The sequence below is a fragment of the Desulfobaccales bacterium genome (genome assembly GCA_041648175.1).
GTDB lineage: Bacteria > Desulfobacterota > Desulfobaccia > Desulfobaccales > 0-14-0-80-60-11 > 0-14-0-80-60-11.
This window is the reverse complement of the sequence record JBAZPO010000006.1, coordinates 35,655-52,941: the sequence shown is the minus strand read 5'-3', so window position 1 is coordinate 52,941 and position 17,287 is coordinate 35,655. Positions and strand designations below refer to the sequence as shown.

14 protein-coding genes are annotated in these 17,287 nt (G+C 58.9%); 6 read left to right on the top strand and 8 right to left on the bottom strand.

All coding sequences use genetic code 11. The features are described from left to right. The first annotated feature begins 8 nt into the window (after nucleotides 1-8). From WC600_07415 to WC600_07395, 5 genes are all read left to right on the top strand, one after another. Nucleotides 9-917, top strand: a complete 909-nt coding sequence (locus WC600_07415; protein MFA4902559.1) for a L,D-transpeptidase family protein — start codon at nucleotides 9-11, stop codon at nucleotides 915-917. A gap of 70 nt (nucleotides 918-987) precedes the next feature. Then, the gene (locus WC600_07410) at nucleotides 988-2,280 is read left to right on the top strand and encodes an HD domain-containing phosphohydrolase (GenBank protein MFA4902558.1); all 1,293 of its coding nucleotides are present in this window, start codon (nucleotides 988-990) and stop codon (nucleotides 2,278-2,280) included. 39 nt (nucleotides 2,281-2,319) lie between these two features. Continuing rightward, the gene (locus WC600_07405; protein ID MFA4902557.1) at nucleotides 2,320-3,660 is read left to right on the top strand and encodes an amidohydrolase; all 1,341 of its coding nucleotides are present in this window, start codon (nucleotides 2,320-2,322) and stop codon (nucleotides 3,658-3,660) included. A 97-nt stretch (nucleotides 3,661-3,757) separates the two neighbouring features. Then, nucleotides 3,758-5,302: a hypothetical protein gene (locus tag WC600_07400; GenBank protein ID MFA4902556.1), complete on the top strand. Its 1,545-nt coding sequence runs from the start codon at nucleotides 3,758-3,760 to the stop codon at nucleotides 5,300-5,302. A 141-nt stretch (nucleotides 5,303-5,443) separates the two neighbouring features. After that, nucleotides 5,444-6,112 (top strand): hypothetical protein, encoded by a 669-nt coding sequence (locus WC600_07395; GenBank protein ID MFA4902555.1) that lies wholly within the window; start codon nucleotides 5,444-5,446, stop codon nucleotides 6,110-6,112. A gap of 126 nt (nucleotides 6,113-6,238) precedes the next feature. On the opposite strand, the gene trmFO is transcribed toward WC600_07395, so the two are convergent. From trmFO to WC600_07375, 4 genes are all read right to left on the bottom strand, one after another. Continuing rightward, entirely contained in the window at nucleotides 6,239-7,651 is a 1,413-nt protein-coding gene (gene trmFO, locus WC600_07390) for a methylenetetrahydrofolate--tRNA-(uracil(54)-C(5))-methyltransferase (FADH(2)-oxidizing) TrmFO (protein ID MFA4902554.1), read from the bottom strand. Further along, nucleotides 7,644-9,983 (bottom strand): type I DNA topoisomerase, encoded by a 2,340-nt coding sequence (gene topA / locus WC600_07385; GenBank protein ID MFA4902553.1) that lies wholly within the window; start codon nucleotides 9,981-9,983, stop codon nucleotides 7,644-7,646. The genes trmFO and topA overlap by 8 nt, the downstream gene beginning before the upstream one ends. Nucleotides 9,984-10,077: 94 nt before the next feature. Beyond that, the gene (locus WC600_07380; protein ID MFA4902552.1) at nucleotides 10,078-10,815 is read right to left on the bottom strand and encodes an SDR family NAD(P)-dependent oxidoreductase; all 738 of its coding nucleotides are present in this window, start codon (nucleotides 10,813-10,815) and stop codon (nucleotides 10,078-10,080) included. 171 nt (nucleotides 10,816-10,986) lie between these two features. Then, nucleotides 10,987-11,451 (bottom strand): TIGR00725 family protein, encoded by a 465-nt coding sequence (locus WC600_07375; protein ID MFA4902551.1) that lies wholly within the window; start codon nucleotides 11,449-11,451, stop codon nucleotides 10,987-10,989. A gap of 203 nt (nucleotides 11,452-11,654) precedes the next feature. Between WC600_07375 and WC600_07370 the strand changes: the two genes are divergently transcribed. Next, nucleotides 11,655-12,548 (top strand): M48 family metallopeptidase, encoded by an 894-nt coding sequence (locus WC600_07370; GenBank protein MFA4902550.1) that lies wholly within the window; start codon nucleotides 11,655-11,657, stop codon nucleotides 12,546-12,548. A gap of 109 nt (nucleotides 12,549-12,657) precedes the next feature. On the opposite strand, the gene WC600_07365 is transcribed toward WC600_07370, so the two are convergent. The 4 genes from WC600_07365 to nuoF form a co-directional block, all read right to left on the bottom strand. After that, on the bottom strand, nucleotides 12,658-12,840 hold the full coding sequence (locus WC600_07365) for a hypothetical protein (GenBank protein MFA4902549.1): 183 nt from the start codon (nucleotides 12,838-12,840) through the stop codon (nucleotides 12,658-12,660). Between the two features lie 93 nt (nucleotides 12,841-12,933). Continuing rightward, on the bottom strand, nucleotides 12,934-14,457 hold the full coding sequence (locus tag WC600_07360) for a catalase (protein MFA4902548.1): 1,524 nt from the start codon (nucleotides 14,455-14,457) through the stop codon (nucleotides 12,934-12,936). A 76-nt stretch (nucleotides 14,458-14,533) separates the two neighbouring features. Next, entirely contained in the window at nucleotides 14,534-14,986 is a 453-nt protein-coding gene (locus WC600_07355) for a Fur family transcriptional regulator (protein MFA4902547.1), read from the bottom strand. Between the two features lie 296 nt (nucleotides 14,987-15,282). Next, nucleotides 15,283-17,130: an NADH-quinone oxidoreductase subunit NuoF gene (gene nuoF, locus WC600_07350; protein MFA4902546.1), complete on the bottom strand. Its 1,848-nt coding sequence runs from the start codon at nucleotides 17,128-17,130 to the stop codon at nucleotides 15,283-15,285. Nucleotides 17,131-17,287: the final 157 nt, after the last annotated feature.

The following is a 17,287-nucleotide window of genomic DNA, read 5'->3' as shown; positions in this document are numbered from 1 at the left end:
TGGATACTATGTCGATATTGCTAAGATTTCTCGCCGGTATTCTGGTGGGGTGGCTGTGCCTGGCGGGGTCCCCGGCCTGGGGCGCGGGGCCGTTCACCTATCGTCTCCCCCAGGGCGCCGGAGTGGACCCTAACGCCGTCACCGTGGTGGGCCAACCTCAAACGCATCACATCGTCCGCTACGAGAACCTGTATAAGATCGCCCGGGACTATGACCTGGGCTTCTGGGAACTGGCCAAATTCCACCACGGCCTGGATCATTTTTATCTGCCCTGGGAAACCGATATCGTCATCCCCACCCAGTGGATCATACCCCAAGTCTCTAATCTTCCCGGTTACCTGATCAATGTCGCCGAACTCCGGGGCTACCGTTTTTTCCCCGATAAGCACGAGGTCTGGACCTTTCCCATCGGCATCGGGGTCTTTGAGTATAAGACGCCCATCGGCAAGCGCTTCCGGGTCCAGAACAAGGCGGTCGACCCCGGCTGGCGCATTCCCAAGGGGCTCCAGGCCAAATACGGCATGTCCTATATGCCGCCGGGGGATGATTGTCCCGTGGGCAACCGCTGGATGGGCCTGTCCCATTACGGCCTCCACGGCACCCATGCCCCCATGGGCGTGGGCCGCCTGGTCAGCCACGGCTGTATCCGTCATTATCCCGAGGATATTGAAAAGCTCTTCGATATGACCCCGGTGGGCACGTCGGTGGAGATGATTTATGAGCCGGTGAAAATCGGTTTCCTCAAGGGCCGCACCTATGTGGAAGTGCACGAGGATATTTACTTAAAGATTCCGGATATGCTCCAGTATGCCATGAAGAAAATCCAGGACCGCAATCTCGCCAGGATCATCGATTGGAACCGCTTTGTCCGGGCGGTGGAAGAAAAAACTGGCGCGCCGGTGGATATTAGCCGATAAACCATGTATCCTGGCCATTCTACCGGAATAATTTCTGTAATCTTAAAGATAACCTGGGCCCTGGGAGTAAATGATGTATTTGGAGCCGGCGCCACCCAGAGGTGAGCCTGACATCGGGAAAAATCAAGCCGAGGGAGATACCTGCAGCAGAATCTTGCAGATTGTCGAGAAGCTTAGTCACATCAAAGACATCCACGCCTTGTTGGACGCGGTGCTCCTCCAGGCCCGGGAGTTGACCCGGGCGGACGCGGGTTCCATCTATCTCATCGAAAACAACGTCCTCAATTTCAATTACATTCACAACGACACCCTGTTTGGGGACTCCAGCAGTAACAAATATATTTATACCAGTCAAACGCTGCCGATTGATAACCATTCCCTGGCCGGATACGTGGCCCTCACCGGCAAGCCCCTGGTCATTGACGACGTCTATCAAATCCCGGAAAGTATGCCATTCCGTTTCAATCATGCCTTTGATGAACAGGCCCATTACCGGACGCGATCAATCCTGGCGCTGCCCCTCAAGACCAGCCAAAACAAGACCGTGGGAGTGATGCAGATTATCAATCCCCTGGGCGCTGACCTGGGTCCCACGCGCTTCACCCCAAGCGACCAGTTGCTGCTCAGTTATTTTGCCGATAACGCCGCCACCGCCATCGAGCGGGCCATGATGACCCGGGAGATGATCTTAAGAATGATCAAGATGTGCGAACTGCGGGACCCCAAGGAAACCGGGCTCCATGCCAACCGGGTGGGGGCCTATGCCGCCGAGGTCTATCATCAGTGGGCCCTCATGCAGGGCCAGGCCGAAGACGAAATCAAGCATACCAAAGATTTGACCAGAATTGCCGCCATGTTGCACGACTTGGGGAAAGTGGCCATTTCCGATCTTATCCTGAAAAAACCCGCGGCGCTTAACCCGGAAGAATTCCGCATCATGAAGTATCATACGATTCTTGGGGCCCGCTTGTTTTTCAATAAGGAATCCGACCTGGATACCCTCTCCGCGGAAATTGCCCTGAACCATCATGAGAAATGGGACGGCACGGGATATCCGGGTACAATCGACGATATTTACCAGGAGAATCCTCCTTTGGGATCCGGGAAAAAGGGCGAGGAAATACCCATTGCCGGCCGCATTGTCGCCCTGGCCGACGTCTACGACGCTTTGGTCTCCCAACGGGTTTACAAAAGCCCCTGGACCGAGGAGATGACCATTGATTACCTCAAAGGCCAGGCCGGCAAACACTTTGATCCGGAAGTGGTGGAGGCCTTTTTCGCCATTTACGAGGTGATTACCGCCATCAAAGAAAAATACCAGGACCAAGGCGCATCTCCTCCCAACCAAAATCTGCCGAGTTGACCAGCCGGCCCCGATCTCAACAGTACTAACTTTGATGCAATGACGTGGGACTGTCTGCTCCATAATGCCCTGGTCCTCACCATGGAACCCGGGGCGGCCCCCATCTCCCCCGGCTACGTCGCCATCCGGGGCGAGAAAATCGCCGCGGTGGGTAAGACGCCGGCCCCCCAGGACCTTGCCGCCGCCCGGCAGAGCCTCGACGTTAAGGGCGCCCTGGTCCTCCCCGGGCTGGTCAACACCCATTGCCACGCGCCCATGGTCTGGTTCCGGGGCCTGGCCGACGATCTGCCCTTAAAGCAGTGGCTTACGGAGTTCATCTTCCCTGCCGAAGGGGCCTGGCTCAATGAGGACAAAGTCTATTGGGGAGCGCTCCTGGCCGCGGCCGAAATGATCCGGGGCGGGATCACCACGGTGGCCGACAGTTACTTTTTCGAGGCCGAAGTGCGCCGGGCCTTGGCCTACGCCGGTCTCAGGGCTAATGTGGCTCAGGGGGTGGTGGACTTTCCCGCGCCCGGGGTCCCGGACCCCGCCCGCAACCTGGAGGTGGCCGCCGAATTCCTAGATACGGGGGCGGCTTACCCAAACCGGCTCTATTCCAGCGTCTTCTGCCATTCGCCCTATACGTGCGGGGAAAAGACCCTCCAAAAGGCCAAGGACCTCACCCGCGCCTATAAGGTGCCCTTCTTCATCCACCTGGCGGAAACCCGTGAGGAAGTGGCGGACCTGACCCGGCGCACGGGTCTCACCCCTGCGACCTATCTGGACCGCATGGGCCTGCTGGATGACGCGACGGTCGCGGTCCATGCCGTGTGGCTTAAGCCTCCCGACCTGGAACTTTTGGCTCATCGGGGGGTTAAGGTCAGCCATTGCCCCGACAGCAATCTCAAACTGGCCGCGGGTGTGGCCCCCATCCCCCAAATGCTTCAGCTCGGGGTACCCGTAGGTCTGGGCACGGACGGGGCCGCGTCCAACAACAACCTGGACCTGTGGGGCGAAATGAGCCTGGCGGCCCGGCTCCACAAGGTCTGGGGTCATGATCCCACCCTTTTGCCCGCGGCCCAAATGGTGGCCCTGGCTACCCGAGAGGGCGCCAAAGTGGTGGGAATGGGCGCCATAACTGGCACCCTGACCATCGGCAAAGCCGCGGACCTCATCGTGGTGCCCGTGGACCCGCCCCACCTCACCCCTCTCTACGACCCCTATTCCCATCTGGTCTATGCCGCCCGGGCCGCGGACGTATCCCACGTCATGGTGGGCGGCCGCTGGCTCCTCTATGACCGCCAATTTACTACCCTGGATTGGCCCGAAATCGCTTCGCAAGCCCGGTTGATCAGCCACGATCTGCCCGCCTTCTGCCACCAGCTTCGCTCCCAATCATAGACGCCTCTGGACTTCAGCAAAAAAATGATAATATTAGGATAGTTAGGAAATCACGGGTCCTTTAGCCCCTATATCTATAAAGGAAAATCAGCGCCCCATGGCCAAAGCTCAAGTCCAGACCAAGGAGTTCCTCGCTTCCCGACTCCACTTCCTCATCTCCACTCCCGAGGTCTTGCGCCTGGTGTACGACATCACCACCTGCACCATAGACTGGATGGACAACCCTGACCTGGAAGCCTTGGAGGCCTCCGGGGGCCGGGAACTCTTTCCCTGCTTCACCACTTACCTCCAGCGCCACCTCATGGAAGTCCGGGGCGTCATTTACCCCAACCTGACCGAAAACGATCAGATCATCTACCATATCATCCGGGTAGAATTGGCCGATTTTCAATTCTTTTTCCGGCTGCGCACCACCCAAACCGCGTTCCTGCTTTCCCCGTTCCATTGCCGCTTCCTCAGCATGCTTTTCGGCCGGCTGGTGATCATGCACCTGTCGCTGTCGGGGGGGGAAGAGGCAGGCATGCACTCTTTTACCCCCTATTCCCTGGAAGAACAGGTGGTGGCCGATTACCTCCAGAGCCTGACCCAGGCCCCCTGCGCCACCATCAAGCTGGACGCCCAGGACAACCCCTACATCGGCTCCATGCTCTACACCGCCGCCGACCTGCGCCGTTGCGGCATGCTAGACAAAGGCCGGGAGGAAGCCATTATCCGGGCCTGGCGCCTCTTCAAGCGCCTCCTCTATTATTCGGTGGAAGGTGAGCGCCTGTTCACGGGGTTCGCCATTCTCAACAACTACCGCCCCCTGGATTATTACCGGCAACGCTGGCCCTCCCTCCTCTGGTTCCATGAAGCCAACTTTACCTCCCTGGACCATGGTTTGCAGGGGCTCCGGCAGTTTCTCCTCAATGCCGATGGCCGCTCCACCTTCCTGGCCGTGCACGACGGCAGGATCGTGGGCCTGCTCAAGCACATCCAGGGCACCCAACGCCAGCTTGCTACCGTGGCGGCCTGGCGCGCCATTATGCCCTTGGCCAGCATTTCCCACCGGGGCCGGATCAGCTTCTGGGTGACCTTGAAAGGCCGGAAGAATTCCCGCATCCGCCTCTCTTTCCTGGAATACCGCCAGGGGCATCTCCATATCCCGCTGTTCCAGGACATTTTCTGGCAGGAACTGGAGCGCCAGGTGCGGGAGGTCTGTCCCGGCTGCCTCCTGGCCGGGGTCATGCCCCGCCTCAAGACGCTGTTGGAGTTGGCGCGCAGGAGCGGCCACGGCGCCATCTTCCTCCTGGGCCTGACCCAGACGCAATTCGCCGACCCCCACACCCCCATCGAAAACCAGGTGCGCCTGGCAACCCCGGCACCCCTGGCCGAACCGTGGCTTCAACACCTGGTGGGCCTGGCCAAATCCGATGGCGCGGTCATCTTCAACGACCGGCTGGAAGCCTGCCAGTTCCGGGCCCGGCTGAAACCCGCCAACATCTGTCTGATCCCGGACCAGGACGACCTGGGCAGTGGCATGCGCCACCAGGTGACCCGGGAATTCTCCGCCTACGCCCCGGGCGTCCTGGGCATCTGCGTCTCCCAGGACAGCTACATCTCCCTTTACCGCCAGGGCAAACTGGTGAGCCGGCTGTATTAGGCCGTTTTCGGTTTTCGGTTGAAAGATATTTATTTCTGGTTCCCAAGCAAAAGTAGCTATAGGGCGCACCGTGTGCGCCGCCTCCCTTGACGGCGGCCACGGGCCGCCCTATAAGACTAAAGAGTGATCGGGTGAAAAGCGATGAGCGATGAAAAGCCTTACGAGGTTTTTTTGAGTTGTGGTACTCCGCACACTCAGGGACAAGAAGACTTCATCTCTGCCATAGAGGCCCAATTGAAGTCCCATAATTGTACCCCTCAAACAGTTGGGCGTAGCAGCTTCTCTGGCAGGCAGCCGGTTGAAGCTTCAAGAGACCTGATTGGAAAGTGCGATGGAGCAATCGTCATCGCGTTCGAGCGCATACGAATCATAGAGGCACTCGACAAACCAGATTCGCCCGAGCAGAAGGAAATCAAGAACGAGTCACACCCCACCATCTGGAACCAAATGGAGGCGGCGATGGCGTATGCACAGCGTGTACCTATCTTGACCTTCGTTCAACGTGGGGTTAAACGACAGGGTATGCTCAGTGACCGTTTTGAGTGGATGGCACTCGAAACAGATCTTTCACCATCCTTTCTGAAGACGGACCAGTTTCAGCAGGTCTTCAGGGAGTGGTTGTCGTATATCCAGAAAAATAGTACTTCTTTGCAAAAGGTTGATCTTGACCCTGCAGAGCTGAAGGTGGGTGTGCTTTTATCCCATCTTAAAACCAAGCAGCTTTGGGCACTGATTGTTGCAGTATCTAGTATCCTCGCAGGAGTTGCGACTCTTGCCTACAAGGCTGGTCAATTGCAATGGCTCCGGTAATGATCTGAAAGACGCCAAACAACGCCTTCAGCCGATTCGGCGCAAGAAGCTCGCTGATAAAGCGAGAGTTCAGCACCACAATCGACTAGGTTTAATCGACCTCGGAATTTCAGCACCTCTGACCCTTTACGTTTCCTCTCCTTCACTCCTTATCCACTCCTCCAGCGCCTCCAACGCCCGCTCCGCATACGCCGCTCCCCGGAGTTTCTTAGAAATACGCCCCTCAAGTGGCGGGAATAGGCCGAAGTTGACGTTCATGGGTTGGAAATCTTTGGTGGCGGTGTTGGTGAGGTGGTAGATGAGGGCGCCCAGCGCGGTTTCCCGGGGCGGTGTGAGGAGCGGTTGCCCCAAAGCCTGGCGGGTGGCATTGATCCCGGCCAAGAGCCCCATGGACGCGGATTCCACGTAGCCCTCCACCCCGGAGATTTGACCGGCCAGGAACAGGTGCGGGTGCGCCAGGAAATTGAGGTATGCCGAGAGCAGGCCCGGCGAGTGGATGAAGGTGTTGCGGTGGATGGACCCCAGGCGCACGAACTCGGCGTGCGCTAGCCCCGGGATGAGGCGGAAGACTCGTTCTTGCTCCCCATACTTCAACTTGGTCTGAAACCCTACCAGGTTGTAGAGCGTGCCTTCCCGGTTTTCGGCCCTGAGCTGCACCACCGCAAAGGGCTGGCGGCCGGTGCGGGGATCAACCAGCCCCACGGGTTTTAAGGGGCCAAACAACAAGGTTTGATAGCCCCGGGCCGCCATGATTTCCACGGGCAGGCAGCCCTCGAAGTACCGGGGCTCTTCAAAGGGTTTGAGGGGTACCTGTTCACCGCTCGTCAAGGCCTGGTAAAACGCGGCGTACTCGGGTTCGCTGAAGGGACAGTTGAGGTAATCATCTCCGGCCCCGTAGCGGGAGGCTCGGAAGATCATGTCCATGTCGAGGGAATCCGCGGCCACAATGGGCGCGATGGCATCGTAGAAATGCAGATGCTTCTGTCCGGTAAGCGTTCCTAAGGCTGCGGCCAGAGGATCGGAAGTGAGCGGCCCCGTGGCGATTATAATGGTCCGGTCCAGGGGCAAATCCTCAACCTCTTCCCGGACGATTTCTATCAGAGGCTCAGCTTCCAGGGCCTGGGTGATGTAAGCCGCAAACGCGCCCCGATCCACTGCCAGGGCCTTGCCCGCGGGCACCCGGGTAGCCAGGGCCGCATTCATGATCAGGGAGTTAAGCCGCCGCATCTCCTCTTTGAGGAGCCCCACGGCGGACCCCTGCCCTTCAGCCCTGAGCGAGTTGCTGCACACCAGCTCCCCTAAAAACGGCGATTGGTGCGCCGGCGAGAATTTCACGGGCTTCATCTCATGAAGACGCACCCGCACCCCTCGCCGGGCCGCCTGCCAGGCCGCCTCGCTCCCTGCCAACCCCCCGCCGATGATGGTGATGGTGGAATTAGGACAGGAGGAGTTGAGGGGAGGGCCGGGGGGAGTTTTTTGTAAGGGTTCCCCCGTCCTCCCCTCTCCCTCGAAAACCTTTACAATCCTCTCCTCACTCATTAACAGCCGCGGCAGCCTCCTCGTGGCTGCATTCGTCCCGGGGGCAGAGGATTTTTTTGCCTTTTTTCATGAGCCAGGGGAACTGGCATTGAGGGCAGGGCTGTTCCAGGGGCGGCTGGTTCATGGTGAAGGAGCATTTGGGGTAGTTGCTGCAGCCATAAAAGATGCCCCGGCGGGAGCGGCGCTTCAGCAGGTGGCCGCCGCAGCCTTCCCTGGGGCAAGGGATCGCGGCCTCGTCTTCCGGGGATTGGGGGATGATCTCGCCTTCGGGGCCTCGGGTAAAATTCTGAGTGAACTTGCACTTGGGATAGCCGGCGCAACCCAAAAATTCGCCCAGCCTGCCCCGGCGCAGCAGCAACTCCTTGCCGCATTTGGGGCAGATTTGCCCGGTAGGCACAGGCTTACCCCGAGCCGCCGTGGCCTGGCCCGGCTGTTCCGCAGTGGCACCGGGAGTGGCCGGTTCCATGCCTTGAAGGGCTATCTGGCCCCGGGCATCCCGGGTGAAATCCCCGGTAAAGCCACACTCGGGATAGGCGGAACACCCGATGAACTCGCCGTTTTTACCCCAGCGCACCACGAGTTCGGCCCCGCAATCGGGACATTTAAGCTCGGTGGGCACGCTCTTGACCCGGCGCATGCCTTTCTTGGCCGCATCGAGTGCCTGGGCAAAGGTACCGTAAAATTCCTGCATGACCTGCTGCCAGGGGACCTTCCCATCCGCCACCCGGTCCAGCTTATCCTCCATGCCGGCAGTAAACTTGGGATCCATGACGTCGGGGAAATTCTCCACCAGCAGATCGCTCACCACCAGCCCCATTTCCGTGGGCTTGAGCGCGGTCTTCTCCTTCACCACATAGAGACGGTCCTGGAGGTTGGTGAGGATGGTGGCGTAGGTGCTGGGCCGGCCGATCCCCTGAACCTCCAGTTCTTTGATGAGGGAGGCCTCGGTGTAGCGGGCCGGTGGCTTGGTGAAGTGCTGCTGGGGGTCGAAATCGCGCAACTTAAGCAGATCGCCCTGGGCCAGCGGCGGTAGCTTGGCCGGTTTGCCTTCCTCGTCCATCTCCGCAGATTCCTGGTAAACCTTGGTGAACCCCGGGAACTTCGGCACCGACGCGGTGGCCCGGAACAGGTAATCTCCGGCGCTGATATCCACGGTAGTCAGGTCAACAACCGCGGGCGTCATCTGGGAGGCCACGAACCGCCGCCAGATCAGGTCATAGAGGGCCAGCTCATCCTTACTCAGAAACGCCTTCACGTCCTGGGGGCGCCGGGCCACATCACTGGGCCGGATGGCCTCATGGGCCTCCTGGGCTCCTTTGGGACTTTTGAACTTGTTCGGGACCTGGGGCAGATACGCATCGCCATAGGTGCCGCCGACGAAGGTCCGCACCGCATCCAAGGCCTCGGCCGACACCCGGGTGGAGTCGGACCGCATATAGGTGATCAGGCCCACAGGCCCTTCGTCGCCCAAATCTTTGCCTTCATAGAGCTTCTGGGCGAGACTCATGGTCTTTTTGGGGGCAAACCTCAGTTTGCGGTTGGCCTCCATCTGCAGGCTGCTGGTAATGAAGGGCGGGGCGGGGTTGCGCCGCTGCGGCTTGGTCTCGATCTTGGCAACCCGAAACTCGGCGGTATCCAGGGCGTCCAGGATTTTCTCTACCGCCACCACGCTGCCGGGCTTAATGTTCTTGCTCTTGTGTTTCAAGAGATGGGCCACAAACGGCGGGGGCGAACCGGCCTCCAGGCAGACGTCCAGGCTCCAGTACTCCTCGGGCACAAAGGCCATAACAGCCCGCTCGCGGTCGCATACCAGCCGCAAAGCCACGGATTGCACCCGCCCGGCGCTTAAGCCCGTTTTCACCTTTTGCCACAATATCGGGCTGATCTGATAGCCCACGAGGCGGTCGAGGATACGGCGGGCCTGCTGAGAGTCATAACGGGGCCGGTTCAGCTTCACCGGTTTCGCTAGGGCCGCCTTGATGGCCTTGGGAGTTAACTCCAGGAGCAGCACCCGGTGGAATCGGTGGTTTTTCTCCCCCAAAACCTCGGCGATGTGCCAGGCGATGGCCTCCCCTTCCCGGTCCGGGTCAGGCCCCAGGAAAATCTCCTGGATATTTTCGGCCACCTTCTTCAAGTCCTGAATGACCTTGGCCTTTCCCAGGATGGTGACGTATTTGGGTTGAAAGTCGTGCTCCAGGTCCACGCCCAGCTCATTTTTGGGCAGGTCCTTGATGTGCCCTTTGCTGGAGACCACCTGGATATCGGGGCCCAGGTATTTTTGCAAGGTCTTGGCCTTGGTGGGTGATTCGACGATAAGTAGTGATTTAGGCATAGGCTAAAGTTATATACGATTTGGTGAGGCGGGGTCAATCCACCTGGACTTTTTCAAGCCCCTGGACCGGCACTTTCTCTGTTCCGCTGGCGCCTCAGTCCATAATATTTTTCTGGAATCGCCGGAGACGATTGGTCAGAATCCGCACCAGAGCCCGTGCCGCCTCCTTCGGGGTGGCCAGTTGTCCCCGGTCTTTATAACCGCCAAAAATGCGATGCAGGTTCTCTGCACCCCCGCCGGTTGATTTTCGGGCCTGTCGCTGCATCCGAGTTTCCGTGGCATCCGGTCGGAAGACGAAGCTTAAAATGGCAGGCGCTTCCGCAGCCAATTCTTGGGCCAGATGCTCTTCAGCAGCCTTGGCCACACAGTAGGCGCCGATGCCGGGGATATTAGCCTCAGCCGCGCCGGAGCCGAAAAAGACCGCCAGCCCTTCCCCGTGCTGCAGCAATGTGGGGATCGCAGCCCGGATAAGCTGGTAGGCCGCGGTGACGTGGGAGTCCAAAATCTCCTGGAATTCACGCTCAGACAACTCCCACAGCAAGGGACCGGGGTTAAGGACCCCGGCGGCATGGATGAAGCCGTAAAAGCTGCCCAGGGCAGTCGCCTGATTCACTAACTCAGTGGCAGTTCCGGACTTTGCGGCATTGCCCGCGCAAGGGCTCACCTTGATGCCATGGGCCGCGCACGCGGCCGCCGCCTCCTGCAGAGCCGGCGTGTGCCGGGCGTTTAAGACCAGGTTGACCCGAAGGCCGGCCAGTTCCAGGGCCAGGGCTCGCCCGATCCCCAGAGAGGCCCCGGTGATGATCAAGGTTTTGCCGGTCAATTCGGCCACATTGCCACCTGGCGTTAATCTTTACGACGATCAGGTTAAATTCAACATAATTATTTTTGGCGGATTAGCCACCAGGAGGCGGAAAAAAGTTTCTGAGGCAATTTCGGACGTGCTGGCCGGCTCATTTCCTGGGTTAGCTACCTTATCAAGTCTATCGAAAAATTATTTCGCCTACCGCTTTTGAAGCCTCTCCCAGGCCAGGGCCACGGCTGCCTCGGCGCTGTTGGCCCGTTGCAGGCCAGGTAAATCCCAGGTCACCTCTAGGGCGATCACCGGCTTGCCCAGTTTCAAGGCGATGGCCGCTTCAGACACGGTGCCGTAGCTGCCGTCCACGGCAATGACCGCGTCGGCGCTGTGGGCGATCAGCATGTTCCGGGCGTGCCCCAGGTTAGTGGCGATGCTGTAAGTAAGGTATGGGTTGGCGCCCCTATGGTCCCCATCGGGGAGAATCCCCAGGCTGACCCCTCCGGCTGCCTTGGCCCCTTGGGCCGCGGCGGCCATGACCCCACCCAGCCCGCCGCACAGCAGCACCGCCCCTTGGCGGGCTACCTCGCGGCCAACCTGCCGGGCCAGTTCGGCCAGTTCGGCACTGATTTCGCTCCCGCCGATCACTGCGATATAAACCGGTCGCGCCACTTTTTCTCCTTCATGCCATTTTTAATTCATGCCGAGTTGATGCAATTATCGGGGGGACCTGCGTATCCACCTATTTCCCGACAGCACTGTCATAAATATTGGCAATTATGCGCCAATATATTAAAATTTGTATAACATAACCCTGAGGTTATCCGCTGCCGGTTCCCTTCGGGCCGGTAGTTTTCCCTGGTTAAGGAGCAGCCATGCTCCCGATATCCCGAAATGTGCTCCTCTTTTTCATTATTGGGCTCACCGTCCTGGTGGCAGCGTGCGCGCGCGCGCCCTACACCGACCGGCGCCAGCTTATGCTGACCTCCGAAGGCAGCGAGACCAGCATGGGGTACCAGGCCTTCGGGCAGATCAAGCGCGAGTATAAAATTTCCCAGGACCCGGCCATTAACGCCGAAGTGCAGAGGGTAGGTCAGCGCGTCGCAGCCGCGGCCAAGCGACCCGATTATCGCTGGGAGTTTGTGGTCTTTGACAATAAGGAGGCCAATGCCTTCTGTTTGCCCGGCGGCAAAGTAGGCATATTTACCGGCATCCTGAAGTATACCAAGGACGAAACCGGTCTGGCCACGGTGATCTCCCACGAAGTGGGCCACGCCCTGGCCCGCCATGCCGGGGAGCGCATGAGCCAGGGGATGTTGGCCCAGGTCGGGGGCATCGGGCTGGGAGCGGCCCTGGGCGGCATGAGCCCCGTCGCCGGCCAGGCCATCATGACAGGCTACGGCCTGGGGACCCAGTACGGCATCCTCCTGCCCTACAGCCGGAAACATGAATACGAGGCCGATCATATCGGACTCATCCTCATGGCCAAGGCGGGGTACGACCCGGCCCAGGCTTTGGAATTCTGGAAACGCATGATGACCAAGGACAAGAAAGTCAATATGCCTCAGTTCATGTCCACCCACCCCACCGACGCCAGCCGCCTCCGCGAACTCGAGGCTTTCCTGCCCGAAGCCCGGAAATACTACATCCCTGCCCATGAGGCGGAAACCCCGCCCCCGCTCCGGAGACTTTCGGCCCACGAGGCCGCCTCACCCCCCGGGGTCAAATCCGCCCCCGCGGCCGGCCGCTGGGAACCCGCGTCCCGGTAATTTACCCGTTTTGGACGGAAAGTTCGCCCGGCCAAAACAAAGGCCCAAGGGTCGTCTCACCGACCCCCGGGCCTTGCATCCGGCTGCTGGTCCGTAACCCCAGGCTCGGCTACTTCTCCTCTTCCATCTTCCCTTTGCCCTTGGTCTTGGTGCCGCACATGGGGCAGAGGATATCGATCTCTTTTTCGTCCCCGATGAACTTCTCCCTCAGCTTCTCCGGCCCCAAAAAGGAGATATCCCCGCAGGCGCACGCCGGACACTCCGCATGCACGATAAACTTCTTTTTCGCCATATACCCTCCGTTTCTCTCAAAAGTAGTGTGGGTCATTCCCGGTCACCGGGTCCCGTTATCACCCGTATATATCCTTATAAGTATTGCTGCGCCTCAAGGCAAGGTGCCCGTTGCGGTGGCCGCGGCCCGGTCCTTGTGGGACATGCCCGCCAGGCGCTCAACCATGGCCACATCCAGGCCCAACCCCGCGGCTACCCGCTTCCCATAATCGGCATCAGCCTTGAAAAACACGGCGGTCTGCCGCAGCTGGATGCGTTTGGCCGCATTGCCCAGGTGCTCCACGATGTTACCCACCAGGTGGTCCCGGTCCATGTCGGTCATGACCTTGCGGTATAGATTCCCGGCCTGGACGAAATCGTCGTTGGGAAAGGTGAAAGGATGTCGTCCCGCCATACCCGACACCTCAAAGGGAGGCTCGCCCGTCGTGGGGTCCGGAGCCGGCCCATCGAAACTGTTGGGCCAGTAATTGGGCCCGCTGCCGCCGCCCGCGTCCACCCGCATAAAGCCGTCCCGCTGGTAGCTGGTTTCCGGGGCGCATTTCGGCGCATTCACCGGGATCAGGTGGTAGTTGGGTCCCAACCGGTGAATGTGGGTGTCGTGATAGGAAAATACCCGGGCCTGGAGCATCTTATCCGGGGAAATGGCGATGCCCGGGACCACGTTGCCAGGACAAAAGGCCGCCTGCTCAACTTCAGCAAAGTAATTTACCGGGTTACGGTTCAGAACCAGCTTGCCGATCTTGATGGGCGGCACTTCGCTATGGGGCCAGACCTTGGTGATATCAAAGATATCCCAGCGAAAATCCTTGGCTTGCTCCGGCGTCAGGATTTGCATCTCCAGGGTCCAGGACGGATGATCGCCCCGAGCGATGGACTCAAACAGGTCCCGGGTGGCGTGATCGGGATCGGCGCCGCTCAAGTGCAAGGCCTCCTGCCATGTGAGGTTCTTGATGCCCTGGTCGGTCTTGAAATGATACTGCACCCAGACGTAGCCGCCGTCGGCGTTATACCATTTATAGGTGTGGCTGCTGTAGCCGTTCATGTTGCGGAAGGTGGCCGGCGTGCCCCGGTCGGAGAAAAGAATGGTGACCTGGTGAATGGACTCCGGAGTCAGGGACAGAAAGTCCCAAAACATGTCGGCGTCCTTGTAGTTGGTGGCCGGATGCCGCTTCTGGGTGTGGATGAAGTCGGCAAACTTGAGAGGGTCCCGGATGAAAAATACCGGGGTATTATTGCCGACAAAATCGTAATTGCCCTCCTCGGTGTAAAATTTGACCGCAAAGCCCCGGGGGTCACGGGCGGCGTCGGCTGAACCTTTTTCGCCGCCAACGGTAGAAAACCTGGCGAAGACCTCGGTGCGCTTCCCAACTTGGGAGAGAAATTTGGCCTTGGTGTAGCGGGTCACGTCCGCGGTCACCTCAAAGTAGCCACCCGCGCCCGCGCCCTTGGCATGCACCACTCGCTCGGGAATGCGCTCCCGGTCGAAATGTGCCAGCTTCTCTAACAGATGTGCGTCCTGCATCAACACCGGTCCCCGCTCGCCCGCGGTCATGCTGTTTTGGTCATCGGCCACAGGGATGCCGAAGGCAGTGGTTAACTTATCTTTTTCCTTAGTCATGGGCTTCCTCCTTGCCTGATGTAGCTCGTTGTCGTTGGTTCGCCGTTCTTGCCGGGGTCACCCGACAGGGCATAATTTACTTTTTATTCTGCTCTTTTTCCTGACATTCCGGACAGATGCCGAAAAAATCCAGGCGATGGTCCACAATCTTGTAACCCGTCTGCAAAGCTGCCTCGGCCGCGAGTTTTGCGGTGCTCCCTAGATCCGGATCCATAATCCGTTTGCATTTGAGACAGACGACGTGCGGATGGGGATAGGGTCTGTTGCCGTCATAACGATTGCTGCCATCCGGAAAACCAAGCTCCAAGACCTCGTGCAACTGCTTGAGCAGCATAACGGTTTTGTAAATCGTGGCCAGGCTGGTGGTGGCAAAATTCTCCTTCACCTGCTCATAAATGCGCTCTACGCTTGGGTGATCATCGCTTGCGGCCAGGATTTTGAGTATGGCCAATCTTTGGGGAGTAATCCGGAATTTCCTGGCCTTGAGCCGGACCAGCATCTCATCTAAACGGGTTTGTGGATCGGCCATATCTCGGTAATCCGCTATCGGCAAATTTTTCAATAATATATAGCACTTGCCAAAAGTTTTTTCCTCTAATTCTCCTCTCCCCTGGTGGGAGAGGGTAGGGTGAGGGGTTAATAAGAAAAAACTTTTGGCAATGAGTATAGCTAATCATTATTTATAAAGAATAATTATCGATAAGGTAGGTACGCCTCGATGATCTGTCAAGGCGAAAAAAAAGCCTCCAACCCAGAAGGGTTGGAGGCAGACAGGATTTTTCTTAAGTTATCGGTTCGGGGGCCGACGATCAGTTCAGTTCCTTTTTAACTACAGCGGCAGACCCCGGCCTGGCATTTCTTCTCCTGGATGTGGGCCTCAATTTCCGGGCGGAAGTTTTTGAGCGCGCTCATCAACGGCACCCCGGCGGATTGGCCCAGGGGACAGAATGAAGCATCCAGCAGGGTACAGCTCAGCCGCTCCAGGAAGGCCAGATCTTCCATCCGCCCCTGGCCCTGGCTGATGCGGGTGAGGGTCTGAAGCAGGCGAGGAGTGCCTTCTCGGCATGGGGTGCACTGGCCGCAGGATTCATGCGCGAAAAACACGGCCACCGACCGCAGGAAATCTACGACGCAGGTGGAATCATCCATCACCAGCATGGTGCCGGAGCCTAAGGCGCCACCGGCCTTGGACAGGGAGCCGTAGTCCATGACCACATCCAAACACTCAGGCGTCACCAGGCCCGCGGACGCCCCGCCGGTCTGGCACATCTTGAAGCTGCGGCCGGGTAAGAGCCCCCCGCCGTAAGTGTCGATCAACTCCCGCAAAGTCATCCCCACCGGGGCTTCCACGATCTGGGGGGTTTGCACCCGGCCGATGATCTGGTAAATCTTGGTGCCCGCGGTGTCCGCGGTGCCCAGGCCTTTATACCAGGCCCCGCCCCGTTTGAGGATGGCCGGCACGCTGGCCAGGGTCTCGACGTTGTTCACCACGGTGGGTTTGCCCCACAGACCCGCCACGCCGGGGAAGGGGGGCTTTAACCGGGGGTAACCCCGTTTGCCTTCCACGGATTCGATGAGCGCGGTTTCTTCGCCGCAGATGTAGCAGCCGAAGCCGGAACGCACCTCCACATTAAAAGAAAAATCGGTGCCGAAGAGCTTTTCTCCCAGGAACCCTTTCGCCGTGGCCTGCTTGATGGCCTGATTCAGGCGATACTTGGACAGGTAGTATTCGCCCCGGCAGTAGATATAGCCCTGGCTGGCTCCGATGGCGTAACCGGCAATGGCCATGCCTTCCAGGACCTTGTGGGGGTCGCCCTCCATCAGATAGCGGTCTTTGATGGTGCCCGGCTCCCCTTCGTCGGCGTTGCAGACAACATACTTGGGAGTAACGGCGAGGGGACGGGTGAACGACCATTTCAGACCGGCAGGGAAGCCGGCGCCGCCCCGGCCCCGGATGCCAGAGGTCTTGACCTCTTCGACGACCGCCTCCGGGGTCATGGTGGTCACGGCTTGCTTCAGGGCCGCATAGCCGCCCCGATCCAGATAAGGCTGGATTTCCATGGGGTCGATGAGGCCGACGTTATCCATGAGCACCGGCTCAAAGGGACCGGGCTTGTAGCTGCGATAATCATTGGTGGAATAAGGCAGTTGGCGCCAGTCCGCGGCCTTGCCGGCCCGGTAGTCGGCCAAAACCTGTTTGATCTTGTCCCGGGTCAGTGGGCCATGGACGATCTCATTGATCTGCATGGCCGGGGCCACTTCGCAGACCCCCAGGCAAGCCGACAACTCCAGGGTAAAGAGGCCGTCCGCGGTGGTTTGGCCCGCCTGGACGCCCAGTTCTTCCTGCAAAGCCTGGAGCATATTCTCGGAGCCGTTGATGTGGCACGGTGGGGACACGCACATCCTGACGACGTATTTCCCCTTGGGCTCCCAGGTGAACATGGAGTAGAAACTCATAGTCCCGAAGATGTCGCTGCCAGGGACGTTGAGGCCGGTGGCGATGCGATTTTGCACCGATGGCGACAGGTAACCCACGGCTTCCTGAACTTCTTGCAGAACCGGCATCAAATTACCGGGTTTATCTTTGTATTGATCGATGATGCTATCGATTTTAATCCACATTTCCTGACTGATTTCCGGGTTATTTTGAGACGCGCAATGGCATTGGACCATGGTGCTTTGACCTCCATATTGGTCAGGGGTTATCGGGGTAACTCACGTCGCTGAAGCCTAAGACTGGTACCCTGCTTCAAGTCTTCTCGACCTAACCGCAGGCCAACAATCGCGGTCAAAAAAGGTGTGAAGACTTGTTAACATTTTGGGTTGCTTC